Origin of the sequence: Micromonospora sp. DH14 (assembly GCF_029809455.1) — a bacterium.
Taxonomy (GTDB): Bacteria; Actinomycetota; Actinomycetes; order Mycobacteriales; family Micromonosporaceae; genus Micromonospora; species Micromonospora parva.
Window position 1 is genome coordinate 56,877 of record NZ_JARVKT010000033.1, and the last position, 16,024, is coordinate 72,900.

The following is a 16,024-nucleotide window of genomic DNA, read 5'->3' on the forward strand; positions in this document are numbered from 1 at the left end:
CTCCCCCTCTCCTCGGCGAAAGACCGGGGAGGGGCATCCGTGCCCCGGCGCACGGCGAGCCGACTCCGAGCCGGCAAGCTGCGGAAACGCCGGCGCGAACGCTCTGTAGCGGCTACTCTGCCCCGCCTGTGAAGCCGCGAAACCTGGCTGTCAGAGCGAGAGCCCGGCCGTCTCTGCCTGCGCCGCCGCCAGGTGCGTGATCAACTCGACTTCCTGAAAGTCGGGCCATCACCGCACCAGGGAAGCCCCGCTTTTCTGAAAGCCGAGTCGATCACGCGCGGGGACAGCGCTCCCGGACACCGGGCAGGCCCAGACAACGGGCCGGCCCGAGGACGACGACGCCAGCCCGAGGACGACACCGGCCCGAAGACGACGACGCCGGCCCGAGGACCACGACGCCGGCCCGAGGACCCCGGCCCCAGGACGGCGGGCCGGGGGTCAACCGCGGGCCCTCGCCCAGGAGAGGAAGCGCTCGGTCATCCGGGCCGGCGGATGATCCGGGTGAAGCTGGGTGAGCTGGCTCGTCGCCTCGTGCATCAGGGTGCCGAGGTAGATCAACAGCGCGGTCCGGTTGGTCCGGTACTCCGTCAGCAGGGCGAGCTTGGCCGGCTGACAGGGCCACTCGGTGCCACAGTTCCGGCACCGCCACAGCGGGCGCATGGCGACGTGCGGGACGGGCGGCCGGACGACCATCACCACCGCCACCGCACCGCGCGCTGCTGGCCTGTCGGGCTCCACACATCGACCTCCTTCAGGGGGAAGGGGCCGCTCTCGCAAGGGGGGAACGAGAGCGACCCCCGGGGCAGGGGCCCGCCGCCGCCACTGCGGCCACCAGCGGACCCGCCACTGGTGACAGTGTGGTGATGAGGCGACTACCGTCGATACGTGCTCGCGTCATCCGTGCAGCTCAGCGGCCCAGGCGAGCACCCATGAAGGACGCGCCGAGCCAGACTGAGCGAAGGTTAGGGAATCGATGGGGACAGTCACCGACTACGTGCTGGACGAACTGCGCCTGTTCCGGGCGGATACGGGGCTCAGTCAGGAAGACTTCGGGCGGGGCATCGGCTACTCGGGTTCGCACGTCAGTTCGGTGGAGACCGGCGGACGACCGCCGACGAAGGAGTACATGCGGGCGGTCGACACCCACCACCAGACCGGCGGACGCTTCCTCCGGATGCTGGACGGGTTGGCCCGGCTCGACGCCGAGCCGGCCTGGCTGCGCGAGTGGATCGAGTTCGAGCGGGAGGCGACCACGCTGCGCTGGTTCGAGTTGGCGTACGTGCCGGGCCTGCTCCAGACCGAACGGTACGCCCGCGCGACGCTGGCCGGTGGCCGGTTCGACGCCGAGGACGTGGACCGCATCGTCGCCTCCCGACTGGAACGGCAGGCGATCCTGCACCGCCCGCGCCCGCCGCAGCTCATCGCCGTGCTGGACGAGGCGGTGCTGCGCCGGCCGGTGCTCGACCAGCCGGGCCTGATGGTCGAGCAGTGCGAGCACCTGGCCCAGTTGGCAACGGCGGAGCATATCCAGGTGCACATCGTCCCGACGGATGCTGGGATGTACCTGGGGCTGGCTGGTCAGTTCATCATCGCCGAGATGCCGGACGGTGAGCGGGTGGCTCACGCCGACAACCAGCTCACCGCGCAGTTTGTCGACGCAGCGACCGACGTCGCTAAGCTGGCCAAGACATGGGAGATCGTGCGGAACGAGGCGCTCCCCCGCCGGCAGTCAATCGACCTGATCAAGGAAGTGGCGAAGTCATGGGCATGCTGACCCCCCAGTGGCGCAAGTCGACCCGGTCCGGCGGCAACGGCGGCTCCTGCGTCGAGGTCGCCGACAATCTGCCGAACGTGGTGCTGGTGCGCGACACCAAGGACCGCGACGGCGGCACGCTGCACGTCGACCCGGCGGCCTGGAAGGCGTTCGTCAAGTACGCCAAACAGCACTAACCAGCCCAGCCCAGCCCGGGCCGGGCCGGGCCGGGCCGGGCCGGGCCGGGCCGGGCCGGGCCGGGCCGGGCCGGCTCGGTCGATCATGGAGTTGTGGTGCCTGGTTTGGGGTTATGCGAGGATTTTGTCACCCACCAGAACTCCTTGATCGACGTGACGTCGGGCGAGACTCCCCTCGCAACGCGCGCGGGCACCCCTCGGGACCAGGCATGCTGGCACGATGATCGCGCGCTTCAAGGACCTCTGTCTGGACGCTAACGACGCGCTGGCCCTCGGCGCCTTCTGGGCCCGGATGCTCGACGGTGACGTGGCTGACGCCGGTGACGGCGACACCCGGGTGGACCCGCGCTCCGCGCGCTCGGACGCCGAGTCGATCTGGGTGAACAGGGTGCCCGAGCCCCGGGTCGGCCGGACCCGCGTACACCTGGATCTGCGGTTGGCCGACGCGGACCCGGCGGCGCTGCTCGCGGAGGGCGCCCGGCTGGTGCGCGAGCCGGACGACGACGCCGGCCGGTGGGTGCTGGCCGACCCCGACGGGAACGAGTTCTGCGCCCTCGCGGCCGACGCCGACAGCCACCCGGGCCCGTTCCAGTTGGTGGTGGACGCGCTCGACCCGGCCGCCCAGGCGACCTGGTGGGCCGGCGTGTTCGGCGGCGCCGTCGAGTACGGGCCGACCGACGCGGCGGTGCTCGGGGCCGCGGGCCTGCCCTGGGAGCGCTGTGTCTTCGACGGGGTGAGCGAGCCCAAGTCGGTCAAGAACCGCATGCACTGGGACGTCGAGTTGGCCGACCCGGAGCCGACGGCGCTGATCGCGGCGGGCGCGACGCTGCTGCGGGAGCCGCTCGACGAGGCGCACTGGTGGTGGGTGCTGGCCGACCCGGAGGGCAACGAGTTCTGCGCCTTCGCACCAGAGCGCACCGGGTGAACGACCGACTACCGGGCGCGGGCGTCGTCGGCTAGCGTTTTCCTAGCGCCGCAGCCGGCGCGTTCGCCGCCGCCGTCGACACGCCTCCGGCCGACCCACGCCTGCCCGATCGGTTGGTAATCGCGGGAACGTCCCACCACCGCTCCCCCGGTTCGGCAGGATCGTCCCAACGAGGAGGTGCCGTCGTGCAGGACACCCGCGCTCTCGCCCTGACATTCGAGGTGAGCGGCCTGCCACCGGTCAAGACCGAAGCGTTGTCCATCTTCGCCGCCGGGCATCGGCAGGCGACGAGGGTCCGCACCCTGCTCCAGGCCGCCCTCGGCGCGGCCCAGCGCACCGGCTGGACGCCGTTGCCCGGGCCGATCGAGGTGGACCTGGTGTTGCGCTGCCCGCCCGGGCACCGTACGTCCGACGCCAGCACCCTGCTCGGCGGCGTCTGCGCGGTGTTGCAGGACAAGAAGCGGGTGTCGAGCATCGGCCTCACCCACCTCGGCGTCCTGGTGGACGTCGCCCTCTACGACGACGACCGGCAGATCCGCCGGTTGTCGTACCACGAGGAGCCGGCGGAGGACTTCTCATACCAGGTGCGGGTCGCCGCCGTACCGAACGGGGTTTGACCGGCGTCCGCGGTGGGGTACCGCGGACGCCGACGAAGGGAGCACCGATGTCGGAGCCACATGTCACGCTCGACCCCCGCGGGCTCGACCCTGTGCAGCAGAAGCTGCGCGGCCCGCTGGAAGAGCAGCTCACCTCGGCGCTTCAGGCAGCCACCGACCGGGTCCGCGCCGACTACGCGGGCGAACCGGTGGAACAGGTCTGCCAGCGGCTGCTGGAGGAGACCCGCTCCGGGTTGCACCCCGACATCGCCGCTGGGTTCAACCCGGACATGGACGAGTTCTGCCGGGTGGCGGTGGCGATCGTCCGGCGCGAGGCCAGCTGAGCACTCAGCGCCGCTCAGTACCGGCCGAGCTGGGCGTACGGGCTGAGCACGATGCGCGGTGACAGCGCCGGGTTCAGCCAGTTGAGCACGGCGACCAGGTGCCCGTGCGCGAGCGAGACGCAACCGGCGGTGGCGTTGCCGGCGCTGGTGCTGAACTGGTGCAGGAAGATCCCGCTGCCCTTGTTCGGCACCGGCTTCGGCACGTTCGGCGCCATGTTGTAGGTGATCACCGCGAAGTGCGTGTACGCGGGGACCTCCTGCCACAGTGCCTCGCTGGCCCCGCCCGGGTTGGTCGCACTGTGCTGGAAGGTGTTGTAGAGCGACGACGATGGATTCTCGTTCCACCAGTCACCGCTGACCAAGCGGTGGTAGGGGTATCGCACGCCCGGGTTGGCGGCGATGCCGTACATGGTCGGACCGATCGAGTAGACGCCGGTCGGCGTGGTCGGCACCCCCTCCACGTGGTTGTCGCTGAAGCCCTTCGAGCCGATCCGGGCGGGCAACGGCGCCGAGGCCGGCTGCCAGCCGTTGCGGGCCCGCACGAATGTCTCCAGTGTGGCGTAGGTGGTGGTGTAGCTGCTCGCGCCGACGATGATCACCTGCTTCGTCTCCGTCGGCAGCGTGGTCAGCGCGCTGGCCCGGTTCTGACGCTGCCGCCCCGGCCATTGTCGCTGCGTCGGGTCCGTGCCCCAGCCCGGCCGCAGCGGCCCGTCCGCACCGATCGCGGGCGCGGCCGGGGCGAGCACGGTCGGGCCGGCCAGACCCGCCGCCACACCGAGGAGGAAAGATCTGCGCTTCATGCCCGCCATCCTGACAGTCGAACGGACCGGCGACCCGCCACCACTCGCCACTGTCGACGAATTGGCGGACGGGTCAGGACCGGGTCCGCAACTACCCGGCCCTGACCCCCGGCCGTCCGACAGGGGAGCGGACAGCTCCGGCACCCGCCGCGCGGGCGTGGCACGACGCCACGCGCCAGAACGGGGTGAGCCGGCCCACTCCGCACTCAGCTCCACGGTGCTCACCCGCCGAACGCCGACGCGCCCCCGGCACACCCCGAAAGGCCGTGAGCGCCGGACCAGGTTAGGTGGGCTCCGACCGGCCGGACAAGCCGCGTCGGACGACCGGGGGCAGGACTTATCCCACTGTGAAAATCGGGCAGGTCGGCGTAACACGACCATGATCGCGGACGCTGTAGGGATTCCCGGACGATCAGAAGTGCCGCAGCAGGTCACGGAACGCGGCGAGCCGCAGCACCCCGTGGTCGGTCGGGTCCAGTTCGTCGTCCTCCAGCACCCACGTGTTCGCGTTCGGGATGAACACCGCGTTCAACCCGGCCGCCCGCGCCGGCAGGATGTCGGACTTCGGGGAGTTGCCGATCATCCACGCGCCGGCCGGTGCGAAGCCGTGCTCCCGAGTGAGCCACCGGTACGTGTCGACGTTCTTCTCCGCGACGATGTGCGCGGCCCCGAAGTGGTGCAGCAGGCCGCAGGCGTCCAGCTTGCGTTGCTGCTCCTCCTGGTCACCCTTGGTCAGCAGCAGCAGCTCGTGCCGGCCGGCCAGCTCGTCGAGCGCGTCGGCCACCCCGGGCATCAGCTCCACCTGATGCTCGACGAGGGCCACCGCCAGACGGTCGATCTCCTGGCGTTCGCTCTCGGTGGCCGGTCGCTCGCGCAGCCGCTCCAGACACTCGGCCAGGCTGCGCAGGAAGACCTTGCTGCCGTACCCGTGCGCCACCGCGTTGGCCCGTTCGATGTCGTCGAGGACGGCCCGCAGCTCGCCCCGGTCCAGGGTGGGATGGTCCAGCCAGCCCAGGAAGTCGTCGATCACCCGCTCGAAGACCACGTTGTTCTCCCACAACGTGTCGTCCGCGTCGAAGATCAGCACCTGCGCGTGCCGCCGTGCCGCCACACCGACCGTCATGCCATCCCCTCCCCGCGCCCACCGCCCGGCAGGCCGGGGACAGGATAGGCGGGAGATCGATTTGAGATCTTCCGGATTTTCGTGAACCGTTCCAGCGCGGCCGTCGTCATGCATAGGCGACACCCGTGATGATTCCCGCCCAGGTTCGGGACGGCTCTTGAGGAGTACGGCATGTTCACCATGAAGTGGGTCACCGGCGCGGCACTGTTGGCCTGCACCAGCGTGCTGGTGGGGTGCCAGGGCGGTGGCGACAAGGGGCCGGGCACCGCAGCGGGCACGCCGACGCCGACGGGCGCCGTGACGAGTGCGCCGACGCCGACGGCAGCGGCTTCAGCCACATCGGCGGCGACGACCGACCCGCTGCTGTCCGGCAAGCGCGAGGTCACGATCACCCGGGTGCAGGGTTCGGGGGAGGCGCTGGAGATGAGCGGGCGACTTGAGGAGGGCGGCGACACCGGCGGTCGCACCCTGTTCGTGCCGACACCGATCGGCGGCGACCGGTACGTGATCAGGGCATTCGGTGTGAAGGACGGCCACCCCGCCAACGACGACCCCTCCTGCTGGCAGGTGAACGGCCTGGACATCGAGCCCGAGCTGACCATCGGGTCGGTCGTCTGCGACCAGGACGACCCGATCCAGCGGTTCATCATCATCCCCAAGGGCAACGGCACGTACGCGATCGGCAGCGAAACCCGGTTCCTCCAGCACCTCCCCGGCAACGGCCTGGTCCTCAAGGAGTTGGGCAACGCCAAGCTGAACACCACGTTCCGGTTCACCGACAAGGGGCCCGCCGACCGTCAGCCCATCAACTGAGCACGATCGGGGGCGTCGGCGGCGGCGTGGTCACGGCCACCGCAGCAGCCGTTGCGCGATCAACGCCTCGCGGTCCTCCTGCCCCTCGGGTCGGAGCCGGCCACCGCGGGTGAGCATCACCACGCCGTGCAACAGGCTCCAACCCACCTCGGCGAGGGTGTCCGGGTCACGGCCCTCGGCCAGCGGGGTCAGGGCCGCCCGCAGCTCCGCGAAGACCGCCCGGGGCGCGGCCGGCACACCATCCGCGCCGAGGGCCAGGTCGGGGGTCAGCGCGAGCATCGCGTCATAGACCTCCGGATTCGTGTACGCGAAGTCGAGGTACGCGGTAGCGACCGCCGGCCAGACCCCCTCGGGGCTGCCGACGCTCTCCGCGTGCGCCTCGGCCAGATCGGCGGCCAGATCGGCGAAGGCACACACCGCGACGGCGGCGATCAGCGCCTCCAGATCCGCGAAGTGCCGATAGATGTCACCCATGTCGATCTCGGTCCGTTCGGCGAGCCGTCGGGTGGTCACCCCCGCCCAGCCCTCCGTCTCGGCCAGTTCCCGCGCGGCCGTGACGATGCGGTCACGCCGGTCCTGTTCAGCGGCCTTCTCGGCAGGTCCGGGCACGCACCCGAGCGTAAAGGCGCGCACCCGCCGTGGCGGCCGGGTGACGGATTGGTGACTGTAGTGGATGCGTGTCACCCGCTCCCCTCGTGCCACCGCCGGCGCTCTCGCTCGTTAGGTGAGGAGATCACCGCGACGGGAGGGCATGTGGTCGTTCGGCGGCACCGGCGCGTGACGAGCCGATGAGGAGAATCCCTGACGGACTGCTGCGCGGCGACGCCACCCGCCAGCGGGCCACCTTCCTGGAACTCTTCCTCGACCTGGTCTTCGTCTTCGCCCTCACCCGGATCTCCGCGCGGCTGATCGTCGACTTCACCGACGGCCACCGCGGCGTGTACGCGGGCCTCGGCCAGGCTCTGCTGCTGTTCCTGGCGCTGTGGGCGGTCTGGTCGGTGACGGTCTGGTCGACCAGTTGGCTGGACCCGGACGCCCCGATCGTCCAGACGGTCATCATCATGACCTTGGCCGGTGCCATGACGATGGCCGTCGCCGTGCCCGACGGTTTCGGCGCGCGGGCTTCCCTCTTCGCCATCACCCTGGTGACCCTCCAGATCGGCCGAGTGGTGTATTTCCACCTCGCCGGGCACGGCCGGCCGGACCCACACCAGTCCATCCGGATCCTGTTCTGGTTCGGCCTGAGCACACCGCTCTGGGTCGTCGGCGGGCTGGTCGACGACGGCACCGTCCGCGGAGCACTCTGGACCCTCGCCGTGCTGATCGACTACACCGGTCTGTTCCTCGGCTGGCCGACCCCCCGGCTCGGCGCGCAACGGCTCGGCGTCCAGATGATCGCTGCCGAGCACCTGGCCGAGCGTTACCAACAGTTCCTGCTCATCGCACTCGGCGAGGCGATCTTCGTCATCGGGCTCGCCTTCAGCGGCAGCGAGTTCCACACCGACCAGACGGGTGGGTTCGTCCTGGCGCTGGCGACCACCGTCCTGCTCTGGCGGATCTACTTCCACGTGGCGGGTGGAGTGTTGGGCGCGGCCGTCGACCGCTCCCGCGACCCGGCCCGGCTGGCGACCGGCATGGCGTTCGCCCACATGGTCATGATCGCGGGAATCGTGCTGACCGGCGTCGGCTTCGAGCTGTTCATCACCGAACCGCTCGGGCACCTCCCGGCAGGCTGGCTCATCGCCATCCTCGGCGGCCCGGCGCTCTTCCTCATCGGGCGTTCCACCCTCGAATACCAGGTCTTCGCCCGGGTGTCCCGGTCCCGGCTGGCCGGCCTGCTGGCCCTCGGCCTGCTGACGCCGGCAGCAGCGCACCTCCGGCCGCTCACCGCCGGCGCGGTCGCCGCCGTGGTGCTGCTCGGCGTCGCCGCGGCGGACACCCGACGCTCACGCCGCCGCCCCGCGGAGACACCCGCTCCCCCGTACTAGCCACAACCGCCGTCACCGGCACAGCGTTGTCGCCCGCCGCATGTGGGACAGCTTCTCCGGGTTACGCACCGCGTAGAGCGCGGTGATCACACCGTCGTCGACGCGCAGCGTAACCACCGAGTCGATCTCGCCGTCGAACCGGAGGACCAACGCCGGGTAGCCGTTGACCTCGGCGGGTCGCAACGACATGGCGGCCACCTGGACCTTCCTGCTGGCCAGCAGCCGGGCCACCTTGTCGGCCCCGCTGACCGGCCGCAGCAGCGCCTGTTTGATCCCGCCTCCGTCGCCGAGGAGCACGACATCCGGCGCGAGAACGTCGAGCAGGCCCTGCACGTCGCCGACCTCGACGGCCCGCCGGAACGCGTCCAGCGCCCGCCGGGTGTCCGCCGGGGAGACCATCCCCCGGGGCCGGCGCGCGGCGACGTGCGTTCGTGCCCGGTGCGCGATCTGACGGACGGTGGCTGGGCTTTTGTCGACCGCCTCGGCGATCTCGTCGTACGCCAGGTCGAAGACCTCGCGGAGGACGAACACCGCACGCTCGGTCGGCGCGAGTGTCTCCAGCACCAGCATCATCGCCATCGAGACGCTCTCGGCGAGTTCGACGTCCTCGGCGACGTCGGGCGCGGTCAGCAGTGGCTCCGGCAACCAGCTGCCGACGTAGGACTCCCTGCGCCGGCCGACCGCCCGGAGCCGGTTGAGCGACAGCCGGGTGGTGATCCGGACCAGGTAGGACCGCTCGTCCCGCACCGCCGGAAGATCCACGTCCGCCCACCGCAGCCAGGTCTCCTGGAGTACGTCCTCCGCGTCGGCGGCCGAGCCGAGCATCTCGTAGGCGACGGTGAAGAGCAGGTTTCGGTGGGCAACGAACGCGTCGACAGCGGGCTGCCCGCTGCCGTCCGCGCTGATGTTTCCGCCCTCGGCATCCATGCGTCCTCCAGTCTCGTCGATCTCGGCCGCCTCGCCCACCAGACACCGGCCGCCCACCTCCTGTGACACCCGGCGCCGGTGCTCCTCGTCACTCGGGGCGGGTTGTCACGGCGCACCGGCCGGCGGTGTCTCCTGTTCGACCCAACGAGGAGGAAATCTCATGAATCTGGCTCTGTGGATCGCGGCCGGACTACTGGCCGCGTTGGCCCTGGCCGGCGGCATCACCAAGACGTTCGTACCCAAGGAGAAGTTGGCAGCGGCCAACGGCGGACGGTGGACCGACGGTGCCAGCGTCGGCTTCGTCAAAACCCTCGGGGTCCTCGAACTCCTGGCCGCGGCCGGTCTCGTCCTGCCCGCCGTGCTGGACGTCGCACCGGTGCTGGTGCCGGTGACCGCCATCTGCTGGATGGTGCTGATGGTCGGCGCGATGATCACCCACCTGCGTCACGGCGAGGCCAGGTTCATCGTGCTGAACCTGGCCTACCTCGCGGTCGCCGCCTTCGTGGCCTGGGGCCGTCTCGGCTCCTCGCCCTTCACCGGCTGACCGACCTCGCCCCGCTACCCTCACCCGATGACGTCGCGACCGCCGCAACGCAAGCGCGCGAAGCGCACTCTGCTGGCCGTGTCCGTCACGGTGGGCCTGCTGTCGTGCCTGTGGGTTATGCGGTTCCTGTGGTTGCAGGTGTTCCACACCGAGGGAGCATTGCCGCCGATGTCGCGAGTACCGCAGGTGCCGGCCGGGGCGACGGTCACCGACGAGAGCATGGAATGCGCCTCCGGTGGGTGCTGGCGCACGATCACCGTGGTGCCCGCGGCGGGCCAGTCCCCGCAGGACCTCGCACGCGAGATGGGCCTCACCCAGGAGCAGACCCTGCCGCCGACCCTGCTCGACCCGATGTCTGTCTACCTGGGGGCCAAACCCAAGGACGGCGAGCTGGTTCTCCACCTCGGTTACCGGTGAGCGCCAGGGCGGGGTGCTCCGGCTGAGGATCCCGCAGCGACAACCCACTCATCTCACCCGCGCGCCTCGCACCGATCGCCCGCCGACCCGCTGTGACACCACGCCGGGCCGGAGGGAGTCGACCGGTCCTCGAGACCAACGGCTGTCGTACGAGCCGGGCGTCACCATGCCGCCTGCGGTGGCGGCCGCCACCACTGCCTCCTTCTTCCAGCCCTGCCCGCGCTTGTAGGTGGGGACGTCGCTCCTGCCGACCCGCAGCTTCGTGACGAGGTAGTCGATCTGCGCGTCGACAGCTCTCGGGGTGACCGGCATGTCGAGGCGGGTCAGACGCCGGGCGACCTCGGACGACGTCGGTAGCGGGACGTTGTGCCCGTACCGCAGGCGTGGCTCGCAGAGGGCGAGCAACACGGCGAAGTAGACGGTGCTGGTCACCATCGGCCGCATGCCGTTGCCGTTGCTCCACTGCGGGCAGGCGAGAGATTCCCAGGACCTGACCGGTCGCGGCCCGGAGACGGCGAGCAAGGGCTGACGGTCGACGTCAGTCGCGATCTCGGCCAGCTCGAACTCGATGACGGCCCGGGCCCGACCTGGCCGAACGACGACGAGGTCGGCCGGTGAGCCCCGATCGGAAACGATCAGGGTGCAGTTGTCGCTCAGGTTGCCGAGTCGCCAATGGTCGTCGTACGCCTCCACCCTCCCGACCACCGGAACCTTCGAAGTCATGATCCGGATGTCGAAGGGACACGCATCGCACAGACAGTGGCCGAACACCGCAGCATGATTCGGAGCCAGCCCGATTAGATCGTTTTGTAGGTGGATCTGGACGTGTGCAATTCCTCCGCGCATCTCAGTCAACCCCCCGTACGGCTCGGTCCACCGTAGGCGAACCGGGACAGCGGTAACATCGTCTCTTCGTACGACCGACAATTCGAGTTGACGTATTGGTGACACAGGGGGCAGGACTCCGGTCGGGCAGACGACACTTCCGTGACATCGAGCACCGACGCACTGGCAGAACGATCACCGTCATCCTGTCGCGTATCAGGGAAACACTCTCCCCGCAACCCTGTGACGTCGCGGATTGCCCTCCGGACGTTTGTCCGCGACCTTCTGAGAAGAAGTCCGACAGGCAAGCAGTGGCCTGTCGGTTCGTCCAGCTATCGGGGGAGCGCGTGTCGATGAGACGTAGATCAGTATTGGGCGCCGGAGCGCTGGGAGCGATCGGGCTGGTCCTGCCGGGCGCGGCAGCCGCGGTCGCGGCGCCGGCCGGGGCGGTGGCTGGGAACGAGGAGATCGAAGCCGTTCTGCGGGCGCACTTCGGCGAACGCGCCTCGTGGGTGACGGCGGCGCCGCCCAAGACCGCCGGGCAGACGGCGATCGGCGCGCTGCGACAGGCGGCCGGTGCGACCGCCGACCGGCTCGCCGGTGTCCGTGCCTGGCTCGATTCGCTGCACGGTGGATACCGGCGCGCCATCACCTCTGTGCACGTCTCCGACCTGGTCGTGGAGGGCGCTCGGGCGACGGCGATGGTGACCGAGCAGACCGACCTGGTGTTCAACGTGCCGGGAAGCTCCGACCGCCAGACCTACCGGGCGGAGCATCGGGTGGAACTGCACGCGTCGGGTGGTCAGTGGTACGTGGCCGCGACGGCCTACCAGTGGACGAACGTCTTCTCCGTGCCGGTCACCCAGTTCGAGGACGAGCTCGATCTGGCGTTCCAGGCGGAGAAGGCGAGGTACGCCGAGAAGGCTGCCCGGGCAGGCGTGCCCGCCGCGGACCGGCAGCCCTCGTCGACAGCCGTCACCTCGACGCTGCCGCGCGAGCGCTCGTCGGATGCCGTCGCGCTGGCCTACAACTACGCCAACATGGTCAGCTACGCCAGGAGTTGGGCGCTGGGCCGCAATCCCGCCTATCCCAGCTATAGCGACGACTGCACGAGCTTCATCTCGCAGTCCATGAGGGCGGGCGGTTGGGCGACGGTCGGCTCGTACCCGCTGAGCAGCCGGAGCAGCAATTCGAACTGGTGGTACGGGTCGTATGCCAGCACCTCCAGCTACACCTGGGGAGGCGCCGAAAACTGGTACTGGTTCGCGCGGAACTCCGGTCGCGCCAGGAGCATCGGCGTCTATCAGATGCTGGGCGCCGATGTCCTCCAGTACGATTTCGACTTCGACGGCAACATCAGCCACACCCAGATCTGCACCGGCACAAATTCGGCGGGTCCGCTCATGACGCAACACGGCTCCGACTACCGGGACAAGCCGTTGAATGAGATTCTTTCCAATCCGACCAACGCCAACGCTTGGAAGTATGCTCACCGGACATGAGGCGGAAAAGGTGGATCATTGTCGGTGGCGTGGTCGCGGTATGCCTGGTGATCGGGACGATTCTGTCTCTTCGTCTCGCCGGTCCGGGTGGCGCCGCTTCACCCGAGGCGGCCGTGGCCGACTACGTCACCGCACTGCACGAGCGCGATCGCGGAAAGCTCGCCGACATCGCGGCTCCTGACACAGACTCGTCCGCCGAGATAAGCCGGCGGCTCAGCGAACTCGGCGGCGGTCGTCTCGTCGTGTCGGACCGCCGGTTCGACACGACGACGTCTGATGCCGAGGTTCGCGCGACCCTCTCCGGACAGTTGGACGGGTCGCCGTACTCCGACGTCATCTGGCTGCGTCGCATCGACGACGCCTGGTTCGTCGCCCTGGGACCTCACCGGAACTCGAATCCGAAAGGCGCGTCATGAGAGGAAAGAAGTGTGCACTCGTGGCCGGGACGCTGGTCGCGTGGCTGCTCGCGGTGCCCGGGATGGCCCAGGCGGCAGCCGTTGACGAACCCGCCGCACCGGCCCTGACCGTCGAACAGACTCCGGTCACGGTCCGGACCGTGGTCTCCGCCCCGGAGTCGATCACGGTTGGCGAGTTCCTGAAGCGCCGTGCCGCCTCGGCGCGGGCGCTCCCCATCGCGGACCCGCTGGCCCTGGCCGCGTCGAGCTGCAGCAGTTACAGCGTCACCCGGCTGGCCGAGAACGCGTTCGGGGGCGACCTCTACAAGCTCACGCTGCGGGTCGACTGGTGCTACAACGGCTCCTCGGTGTGGGGAGCCAGCGGTGGCTGGAGCTACTCCACCGGTTACGGCTGGTCGTTCGACAAGTGGACCAACTCCCCCAACACCTACTACGTCGGCAACACCGAGGCGCACACGGTGGGTCAGGCGAAGTTCTGTATCAGTTGGTGCGCCGGCACCGGCCACCTCGGTCACGATGTCTACGGGAACCGGAGCGGCGGCACTGGCTATCACAACATCTGACGCCCGGCCCTGATCCCCCCGGAACCCCGGTTCCGGGGGGATCACTGTCGGCCTCATCGCGACATAGACAGGTCGAGACGGACTGATACGCTGCTTCGCCTCATCCCTCAAGGAGAAGCAGCCCCGTGAAGAAACTGTCGAGCGTCGCGTCCGTGCTCGCCCTCTCCATCGGTATCGCCGTCGCCCCGGCGGCCGCTGCCTCCGCCGCTACCGACCGGAGCGGCGCGGAACGGCTGAACATCCCGAACAGCAGTGCGTGCAAGGCCGGCCGCACGGTCATGCAGGGCATGGTGGCGGGGCCGGGCGGCCAGCTCTACATCATCTTCACGAAGGCGGCCGGCGCCGAGCCGGTCCTGTCCCGGTGGCTGCGTGACGGCTCGACCTGGGACGGCGCCAGCTGGGTCTGCGCCGGGGCCCCCACCTCCATCCCGACACTCGGCCACGGCAACGACCTCGCCTACAACGCGAACTACCTCGGCCAGGGCCCGGCCCTGATCGCCACCCAGGGAAGCCAGTCCGCGTTCCTGAGCGACAAGGTGACGATCATTCGCCTGAACGCCAACGGAACTATCGGCACGACCAGCGAGGTGCGGCTGCCGATCGGCAACATCAGCGGCCTCTGCTACAGCGCCACGGCTGCCGGCGGAGCGGGCAAGTACGCGGCCCGCCGGTTGGGCAGCCTGTGGACCCACCCCGGCGCTGGCGCGCTCACCAGTGGATGGACGCTGGTCAAGAGCAACCTGACCAGTCACGACAATCGCTCGGACCAGGGCATCGACTGCTCCGAGAACTACATCTGGAACACCAAGTCGATCAACACCTCGACACCCACCACCGGGTGGAACTGGGTGTACCAGTACAACTGGTCCGGCGGCGACGTGGAGAGCGACATCGGCATCCCGGGCAACAACCTGACCGACGAGATCGAAGATGTCACCCACGTCGGCAGTGAATTCTTCGTCGGCATCAACCGCAACGACGGGCTGGCCGACACCGTGAAGGTGCTCACCGAATAGGTCAAGCTGAACGGGGTGCGCCCCCTCACGCACCCGTGGCCGGGGGTCGCTGGGCGGGTCGCGAGTCGCGGGTCGCGGGTCGCGGGTCGCGAGTCGCCCGTCGCCCGTCGCCCGTCGCCCGTCGCCGCATGATCATGCTCGATCCTGGATCGAGTGGCCTCCTGGCGCCAGAGACACCACTACATCATGGATCGAGCACGATCATGCCCAAGGCCACCGGTTCGAGGCCCGGGTGGCCCGGCAAGATCCGCGCAACATCACTGATGTTGCTGCCTCCGCGGCCTGCGAGACAGCAAAATCAGCGAAGTTGCGCGGATCTTGGTGCGCAGGTGGGTGATGCGGGGCGGGCATGGTGCGGGGCGGGCACGCGCGGGCAGGGTGCGGTTGGCGCCGCTGAGTGAGCTTCGTGAACGGCTCACTGATCAGACAGCCCCTTGATGCCATGGGTTTTTAGTAGCTCGGGTACGGGGTTAATGGAGCGCCGACGGCCGAGACGCCAGATGCGCCCTACATTTGTGGACGCATTGGGTCCCGGTACGTCGTAGGGACCACCTCGGGGGTAGACCGCCAGGCTGATTCCCCACAGCCCCATATCCACCCAGCCCATGCGCTCGATCTCAGCCCAGGAGTACGAGCGCCGCAGACCTGAGCGATCGCGGACCAGCAGACCCAGGTCGTCGGCGAACACCGCGTTTCGCGTGCGCGTGACGGCGATGATGATCGGGCCAGCGCCGAACACCAGGACCATCCAGCTGACGACGTCGAAGAGCACGCCGACAACGATCATCACGATCATGAGCACGCCTGGTATCGCGATGGCGGGCCACAGCCGGGACTGATCGAGGACCTTCATCTGGCCTACCGGCTTCACCGACTCCCCCACAAACGATCACGATAGTGAGAAGTGAGCACAATCGCTGCCCACGCAATCTGCCGGAGGGCTGCGTGCCGCGCATACTCGCGGCCCACGCGCTGACGCCCTTGCAAGCTGCCGCCCACGGCGAGACCTGCATGATCGTGCTCGATCCAGGATCGAGTGGCCTCCCGGCGCCAGCGACACCACTACATCAAGGATCGAGCACGATCATGCCCAACGCCAGCGGGGTTGAGGCCCGGGTGGCCCAGCAAGATCCGTGCAACATCCCTGATGTTGCTGCCTCCGCAGCCCCTGACACAGCAACATCCGAGAAGTTGCGCACATCTTGCCGGCAGGTGGGTGATGCGGGGCGAGCGGGCGACAGGCAGGCGGCGGCGCGGGCGGGGGCAGGGCGGGCG

The 16,024-nt window shown here is 69.4% G+C and carries 20 protein-coding genes; 13 read left to right on the forward strand and 7 right to left on the reverse strand.

Annotation, left to right across the window (positions count from 1 at the left end; translation table 11 throughout):
* Positions 1 to 438 precede the first annotated feature (438 nt).
* Positions 439 to 738 (reverse strand): flavin reductase, encoded by a 300-nt coding sequence (locus tag QCZ28_RS29010; protein ID WP_279519590.1) that lies wholly within the window; start codon positions 736 to 738, stop codon positions 439 to 441.
* Positions 739 to 973: 235 nt separating this feature from the next.
* Between QCZ28_RS29010 and QCZ28_RS29015 the strand changes: the two genes are divergently transcribed.
* The 5 genes from QCZ28_RS29015 to QCZ28_RS29035 all read left to right on the forward strand — a co-directional run bounded on the left by QCZ28_RS29015 (position 974) and on the right by QCZ28_RS29035 (position 3,815).
* Positions 974 to 1,774 carry a helix-turn-helix transcriptional regulator gene (locus QCZ28_RS29015; RefSeq protein ID WP_279519591.1) on the forward strand — a complete coding sequence of 267 codons (801 nt, stop codon included), beginning with the start codon at positions 974 to 976 and terminating at the stop codon, positions 1,772 to 1,774.
* Positions 1,768 to 1,950, forward strand: coding sequence for a DUF397 domain-containing protein (locus QCZ28_RS29020; protein ID WP_279519608.1), 183 nt, complete (start codon positions 1,768 to 1,770; stop codon positions 1,948 to 1,950). The genes QCZ28_RS29015 and QCZ28_RS29020 overlap by 7 nt, the downstream gene beginning before the upstream one ends.
* A gap of 220 nt (positions 1,951 to 2,170) precedes the next feature.
* A complete protein-coding gene (locus tag QCZ28_RS29025) occupies positions 2,171 to 2,875 on the forward strand; it encodes a VOC family protein (protein ID WP_279519592.1) in 705 nt (234 codons plus the stop codon).
* A gap of 185 nt (positions 2,876 to 3,060) precedes the next feature.
* Entirely contained in the window at positions 3,061 to 3,492 is a 432-nt protein-coding gene (locus tag QCZ28_RS29030; protein WP_030328697.1) for a hypothetical protein, read from the forward strand.
* A 47-nt stretch (positions 3,493 to 3,539) separates the two neighbouring features.
* The gene (locus QCZ28_RS29035; protein ID WP_269683309.1) at positions 3,540 to 3,815 is read left to right on the forward strand and encodes a hypothetical protein; all 276 of its coding nucleotides are present in this window, start codon (positions 3,540 to 3,542) and stop codon (positions 3,813 to 3,815) included.
* Between the two features lie 14 nt (positions 3,816 to 3,829).
* Here the strand turns inward: QCZ28_RS29035 and QCZ28_RS29040 are convergent, their stop codons facing one another.
* Both QCZ28_RS29040 and QCZ28_RS29045 read right to left on the reverse strand, forming a co-directional pair.
* On the reverse strand, positions 3,830 to 4,615 hold the full coding sequence (locus tag QCZ28_RS29040; RefSeq protein WP_279519593.1) for a L,D-transpeptidase family protein: 786 nt from the start codon (positions 4,613 to 4,615) through the stop codon (positions 3,830 to 3,832).
* Positions 4,616 to 5,027: 412 nt separating this feature from the next.
* A complete protein-coding gene (locus QCZ28_RS29045; protein ID WP_279519594.1) occupies positions 5,028 to 5,738 on the reverse strand; it encodes an HAD family hydrolase in 711 nt (236 codons plus the stop codon).
* Positions 5,739 to 5,909: 171 nt separating this feature from the next.
* Here QCZ28_RS29045 and QCZ28_RS29050 point away from each other — a divergent pair, with 171 nt between their 5' ends.
* Positions 5,910 to 6,551 (forward strand): hypothetical protein, encoded by a 642-nt coding sequence (locus tag QCZ28_RS29050; RefSeq protein ID WP_279519595.1) that lies wholly within the window; start codon positions 5,910 to 5,912, stop codon positions 6,549 to 6,551.
* 30 nt (positions 6,552 to 6,581) lie between these two features.
* On the opposite strand, the gene QCZ28_RS29055 is transcribed toward QCZ28_RS29050, so the two are convergent.
* A complete protein-coding gene (locus tag QCZ28_RS29055; protein ID WP_279519596.1) occupies positions 6,582 to 7,160 on the reverse strand; it encodes a TetR/AcrR family transcriptional regulator in 579 nt (192 codons plus the stop codon).
* Positions 7,161 to 7,339: 179 nt separating this feature from the next.
* Between QCZ28_RS29055 and QCZ28_RS29060 the strand changes: the two genes are divergently transcribed.
* The gene (locus tag QCZ28_RS29060) at positions 7,340 to 8,539 is read left to right on the forward strand and encodes a low temperature requirement protein A (protein WP_279519597.1); all 1,200 of its coding nucleotides are present in this window, start codon (positions 7,340 to 7,342) and stop codon (positions 8,537 to 8,539) included.
* A 12-nt stretch (positions 8,540 to 8,551) separates the two neighbouring features.
* On the opposite strand, the gene QCZ28_RS29065 is transcribed toward QCZ28_RS29060, so the two are convergent.
* Positions 8,552 to 9,466, reverse strand: coding sequence for an RNA polymerase sigma-70 factor (locus QCZ28_RS29065; RefSeq protein WP_279519609.1), 915 nt, complete (start codon positions 9,464 to 9,466; stop codon positions 8,552 to 8,554).
* A 160-nt stretch (positions 9,467 to 9,626) separates the two neighbouring features.
* Between QCZ28_RS29065 and QCZ28_RS29070 the strand changes: the two genes are divergently transcribed.
* Both QCZ28_RS29070 and QCZ28_RS29075 read left to right on the forward strand, forming a co-directional pair.
* Positions 9,627 to 10,010, forward strand: coding sequence for a DoxX family protein (locus QCZ28_RS29070; protein ID WP_279519598.1), 384 nt, complete (start codon positions 9,627 to 9,629; stop codon positions 10,008 to 10,010).
* Between the two features lie 27 nt (positions 10,011 to 10,037).
* The gene (locus QCZ28_RS29075) at positions 10,038 to 10,427 is read left to right on the forward strand and encodes a hypothetical protein (protein WP_279519599.1); all 390 of its coding nucleotides are present in this window, start codon (positions 10,038 to 10,040) and stop codon (positions 10,425 to 10,427) included.
* 48 nt (positions 10,428 to 10,475) lie between these two features.
* Here the strand turns inward: QCZ28_RS29075 and QCZ28_RS29080 are convergent, their stop codons facing one another.
* On the reverse strand, positions 10,476 to 11,150 hold the full coding sequence (locus tag QCZ28_RS29080) for a hypothetical protein (RefSeq protein WP_279519600.1): 675 nt from the start codon (positions 11,148 to 11,150) through the stop codon (positions 10,476 to 10,478).
* A gap of 473 nt (positions 11,151 to 11,623) precedes the next feature.
* Here QCZ28_RS29080 and QCZ28_RS29085 point away from each other — a divergent pair, with 473 nt between their 5' ends.
* From QCZ28_RS29085 to QCZ28_RS29100, 4 genes are all read left to right on the forward strand, one after another.
* On the forward strand, positions 11,624 to 12,754 hold the full coding sequence (locus QCZ28_RS29085) for an amidase domain-containing protein (RefSeq protein ID WP_279519601.1): 1,131 nt from the start codon (positions 11,624 to 11,626) through the stop codon (positions 12,752 to 12,754).
* 113 nt (positions 12,755 to 12,867) lie between these two features.
* Positions 12,868 to 13,170, forward strand: a complete 303-nt coding sequence (locus QCZ28_RS29090; RefSeq protein ID WP_279519602.1) for a hypothetical protein — start codon at positions 12,868 to 12,870, stop codon at positions 13,168 to 13,170.
* Positions 13,167 to 13,733 (forward strand): hypothetical protein, encoded by a 567-nt coding sequence (locus QCZ28_RS29095; RefSeq protein ID WP_279519603.1) that lies wholly within the window; start codon positions 13,167 to 13,169, stop codon positions 13,731 to 13,733. The genes QCZ28_RS29090 and QCZ28_RS29095 overlap by 4 nt, the downstream gene beginning before the upstream one ends.
* A 125-nt stretch (positions 13,734 to 13,858) precedes the next feature.
* Entirely contained in the window at positions 13,859 to 14,749 is an 891-nt protein-coding gene (locus QCZ28_RS29100) for a hypothetical protein (RefSeq protein ID WP_279519604.1), read from the forward strand.
* A gap of 415 nt (positions 14,750 to 15,164) precedes the next feature.
* On the opposite strand, the gene QCZ28_RS29105 is transcribed toward QCZ28_RS29100, so the two are convergent.
* Positions 15,165 to 15,632, reverse strand: a complete 468-nt coding sequence (locus QCZ28_RS29105; RefSeq protein WP_279519605.1) for a hypothetical protein — start codon at positions 15,630 to 15,632, stop codon at positions 15,165 to 15,167.
* Between the last annotated feature and the right edge of the window lie 392 nt (positions 15,633 to 16,024).

What these genes read in the sequence shown, in the direction of transcription:
- QCZ28_RS29015 (WP_279519591.1), top strand. Translation starts at nt 974, where the DNA reads ATGGGGACAGTCACCGACTACGTGCTGGACGAACTGCGCCTGTTCCGG.
- QCZ28_RS29020 (WP_279519608.1), top strand. Translation starts at nt 1,768, where the DNA reads ATGCTGACCCCCCAGTGGCGCAAGTCGACCCGGTCCGGCGGCAACGGC.
- QCZ28_RS29025 (WP_279519592.1), top strand. Translation starts at nt 2,171, where the DNA reads ATGATCGCGCGCTTCAAGGACCTCTGTCTGGACGCTAACGACGCGCTG.
- QCZ28_RS29035 (WP_269683309.1), top strand. Translation starts at nt 3,540, where the DNA reads ATGTCGGAGCCACATGTCACGCTCGACCCCCGCGGGCTCGACCCTGTG.
- QCZ28_RS29040 (WP_279519593.1), bottom strand. Translation starts at nt 4,615, where the DNA reads ATGAAGCGCAGATCTTTCCTCCTCGGTGTGGCGGCGGGTCTGGCCGGC.
- QCZ28_RS29045 (WP_279519594.1), bottom strand. Translation starts at nt 5,738, where the DNA reads ATGACGGTCGGTGTGGCGGCACGGCGGCACGCGCAGGTGCTGATCTTC.
- QCZ28_RS29050 (WP_279519595.1), top strand. Translation starts at nt 5,910, where the DNA reads ATGTTCACCATGAAGTGGGTCACCGGCGCGGCACTGTTGGCCTGCACC.
- QCZ28_RS29060 (WP_279519597.1), top strand. Translation starts at nt 7,340, where the DNA reads ATGAGGAGAATCCCTGACGGACTGCTGCGCGGCGACGCCACCCGCCAG.
- QCZ28_RS29065 (WP_279519609.1), bottom strand. Translation starts at nt 9,466, where the DNA reads ATGGATGCCGAGGGCGGAAACATCAGCGCGGACGGCAGCGGGCAGCCC.
- QCZ28_RS29070 (WP_279519598.1), top strand. Translation starts at nt 9,627, where the DNA reads ATGAATCTGGCTCTGTGGATCGCGGCCGGACTACTGGCCGCGTTGGCC.
- QCZ28_RS29075 (WP_279519599.1), top strand. Translation starts at nt 10,038, where the DNA reads ATGACGTCGCGACCGCCGCAACGCAAGCGCGCGAAGCGCACTCTGCTG.
- QCZ28_RS29080 (WP_279519600.1), bottom strand. Translation starts at nt 11,150, where the DNA reads ATGACTTCGAAGGTTCCGGTGGTCGGGAGGGTGGAGGCGTACGACGAC.
- QCZ28_RS29095 (WP_279519603.1), top strand. Translation starts at nt 13,167, where the DNA reads ATGAGAGGAAAGAAGTGTGCACTCGTGGCCGGGACGCTGGTCGCGTGG.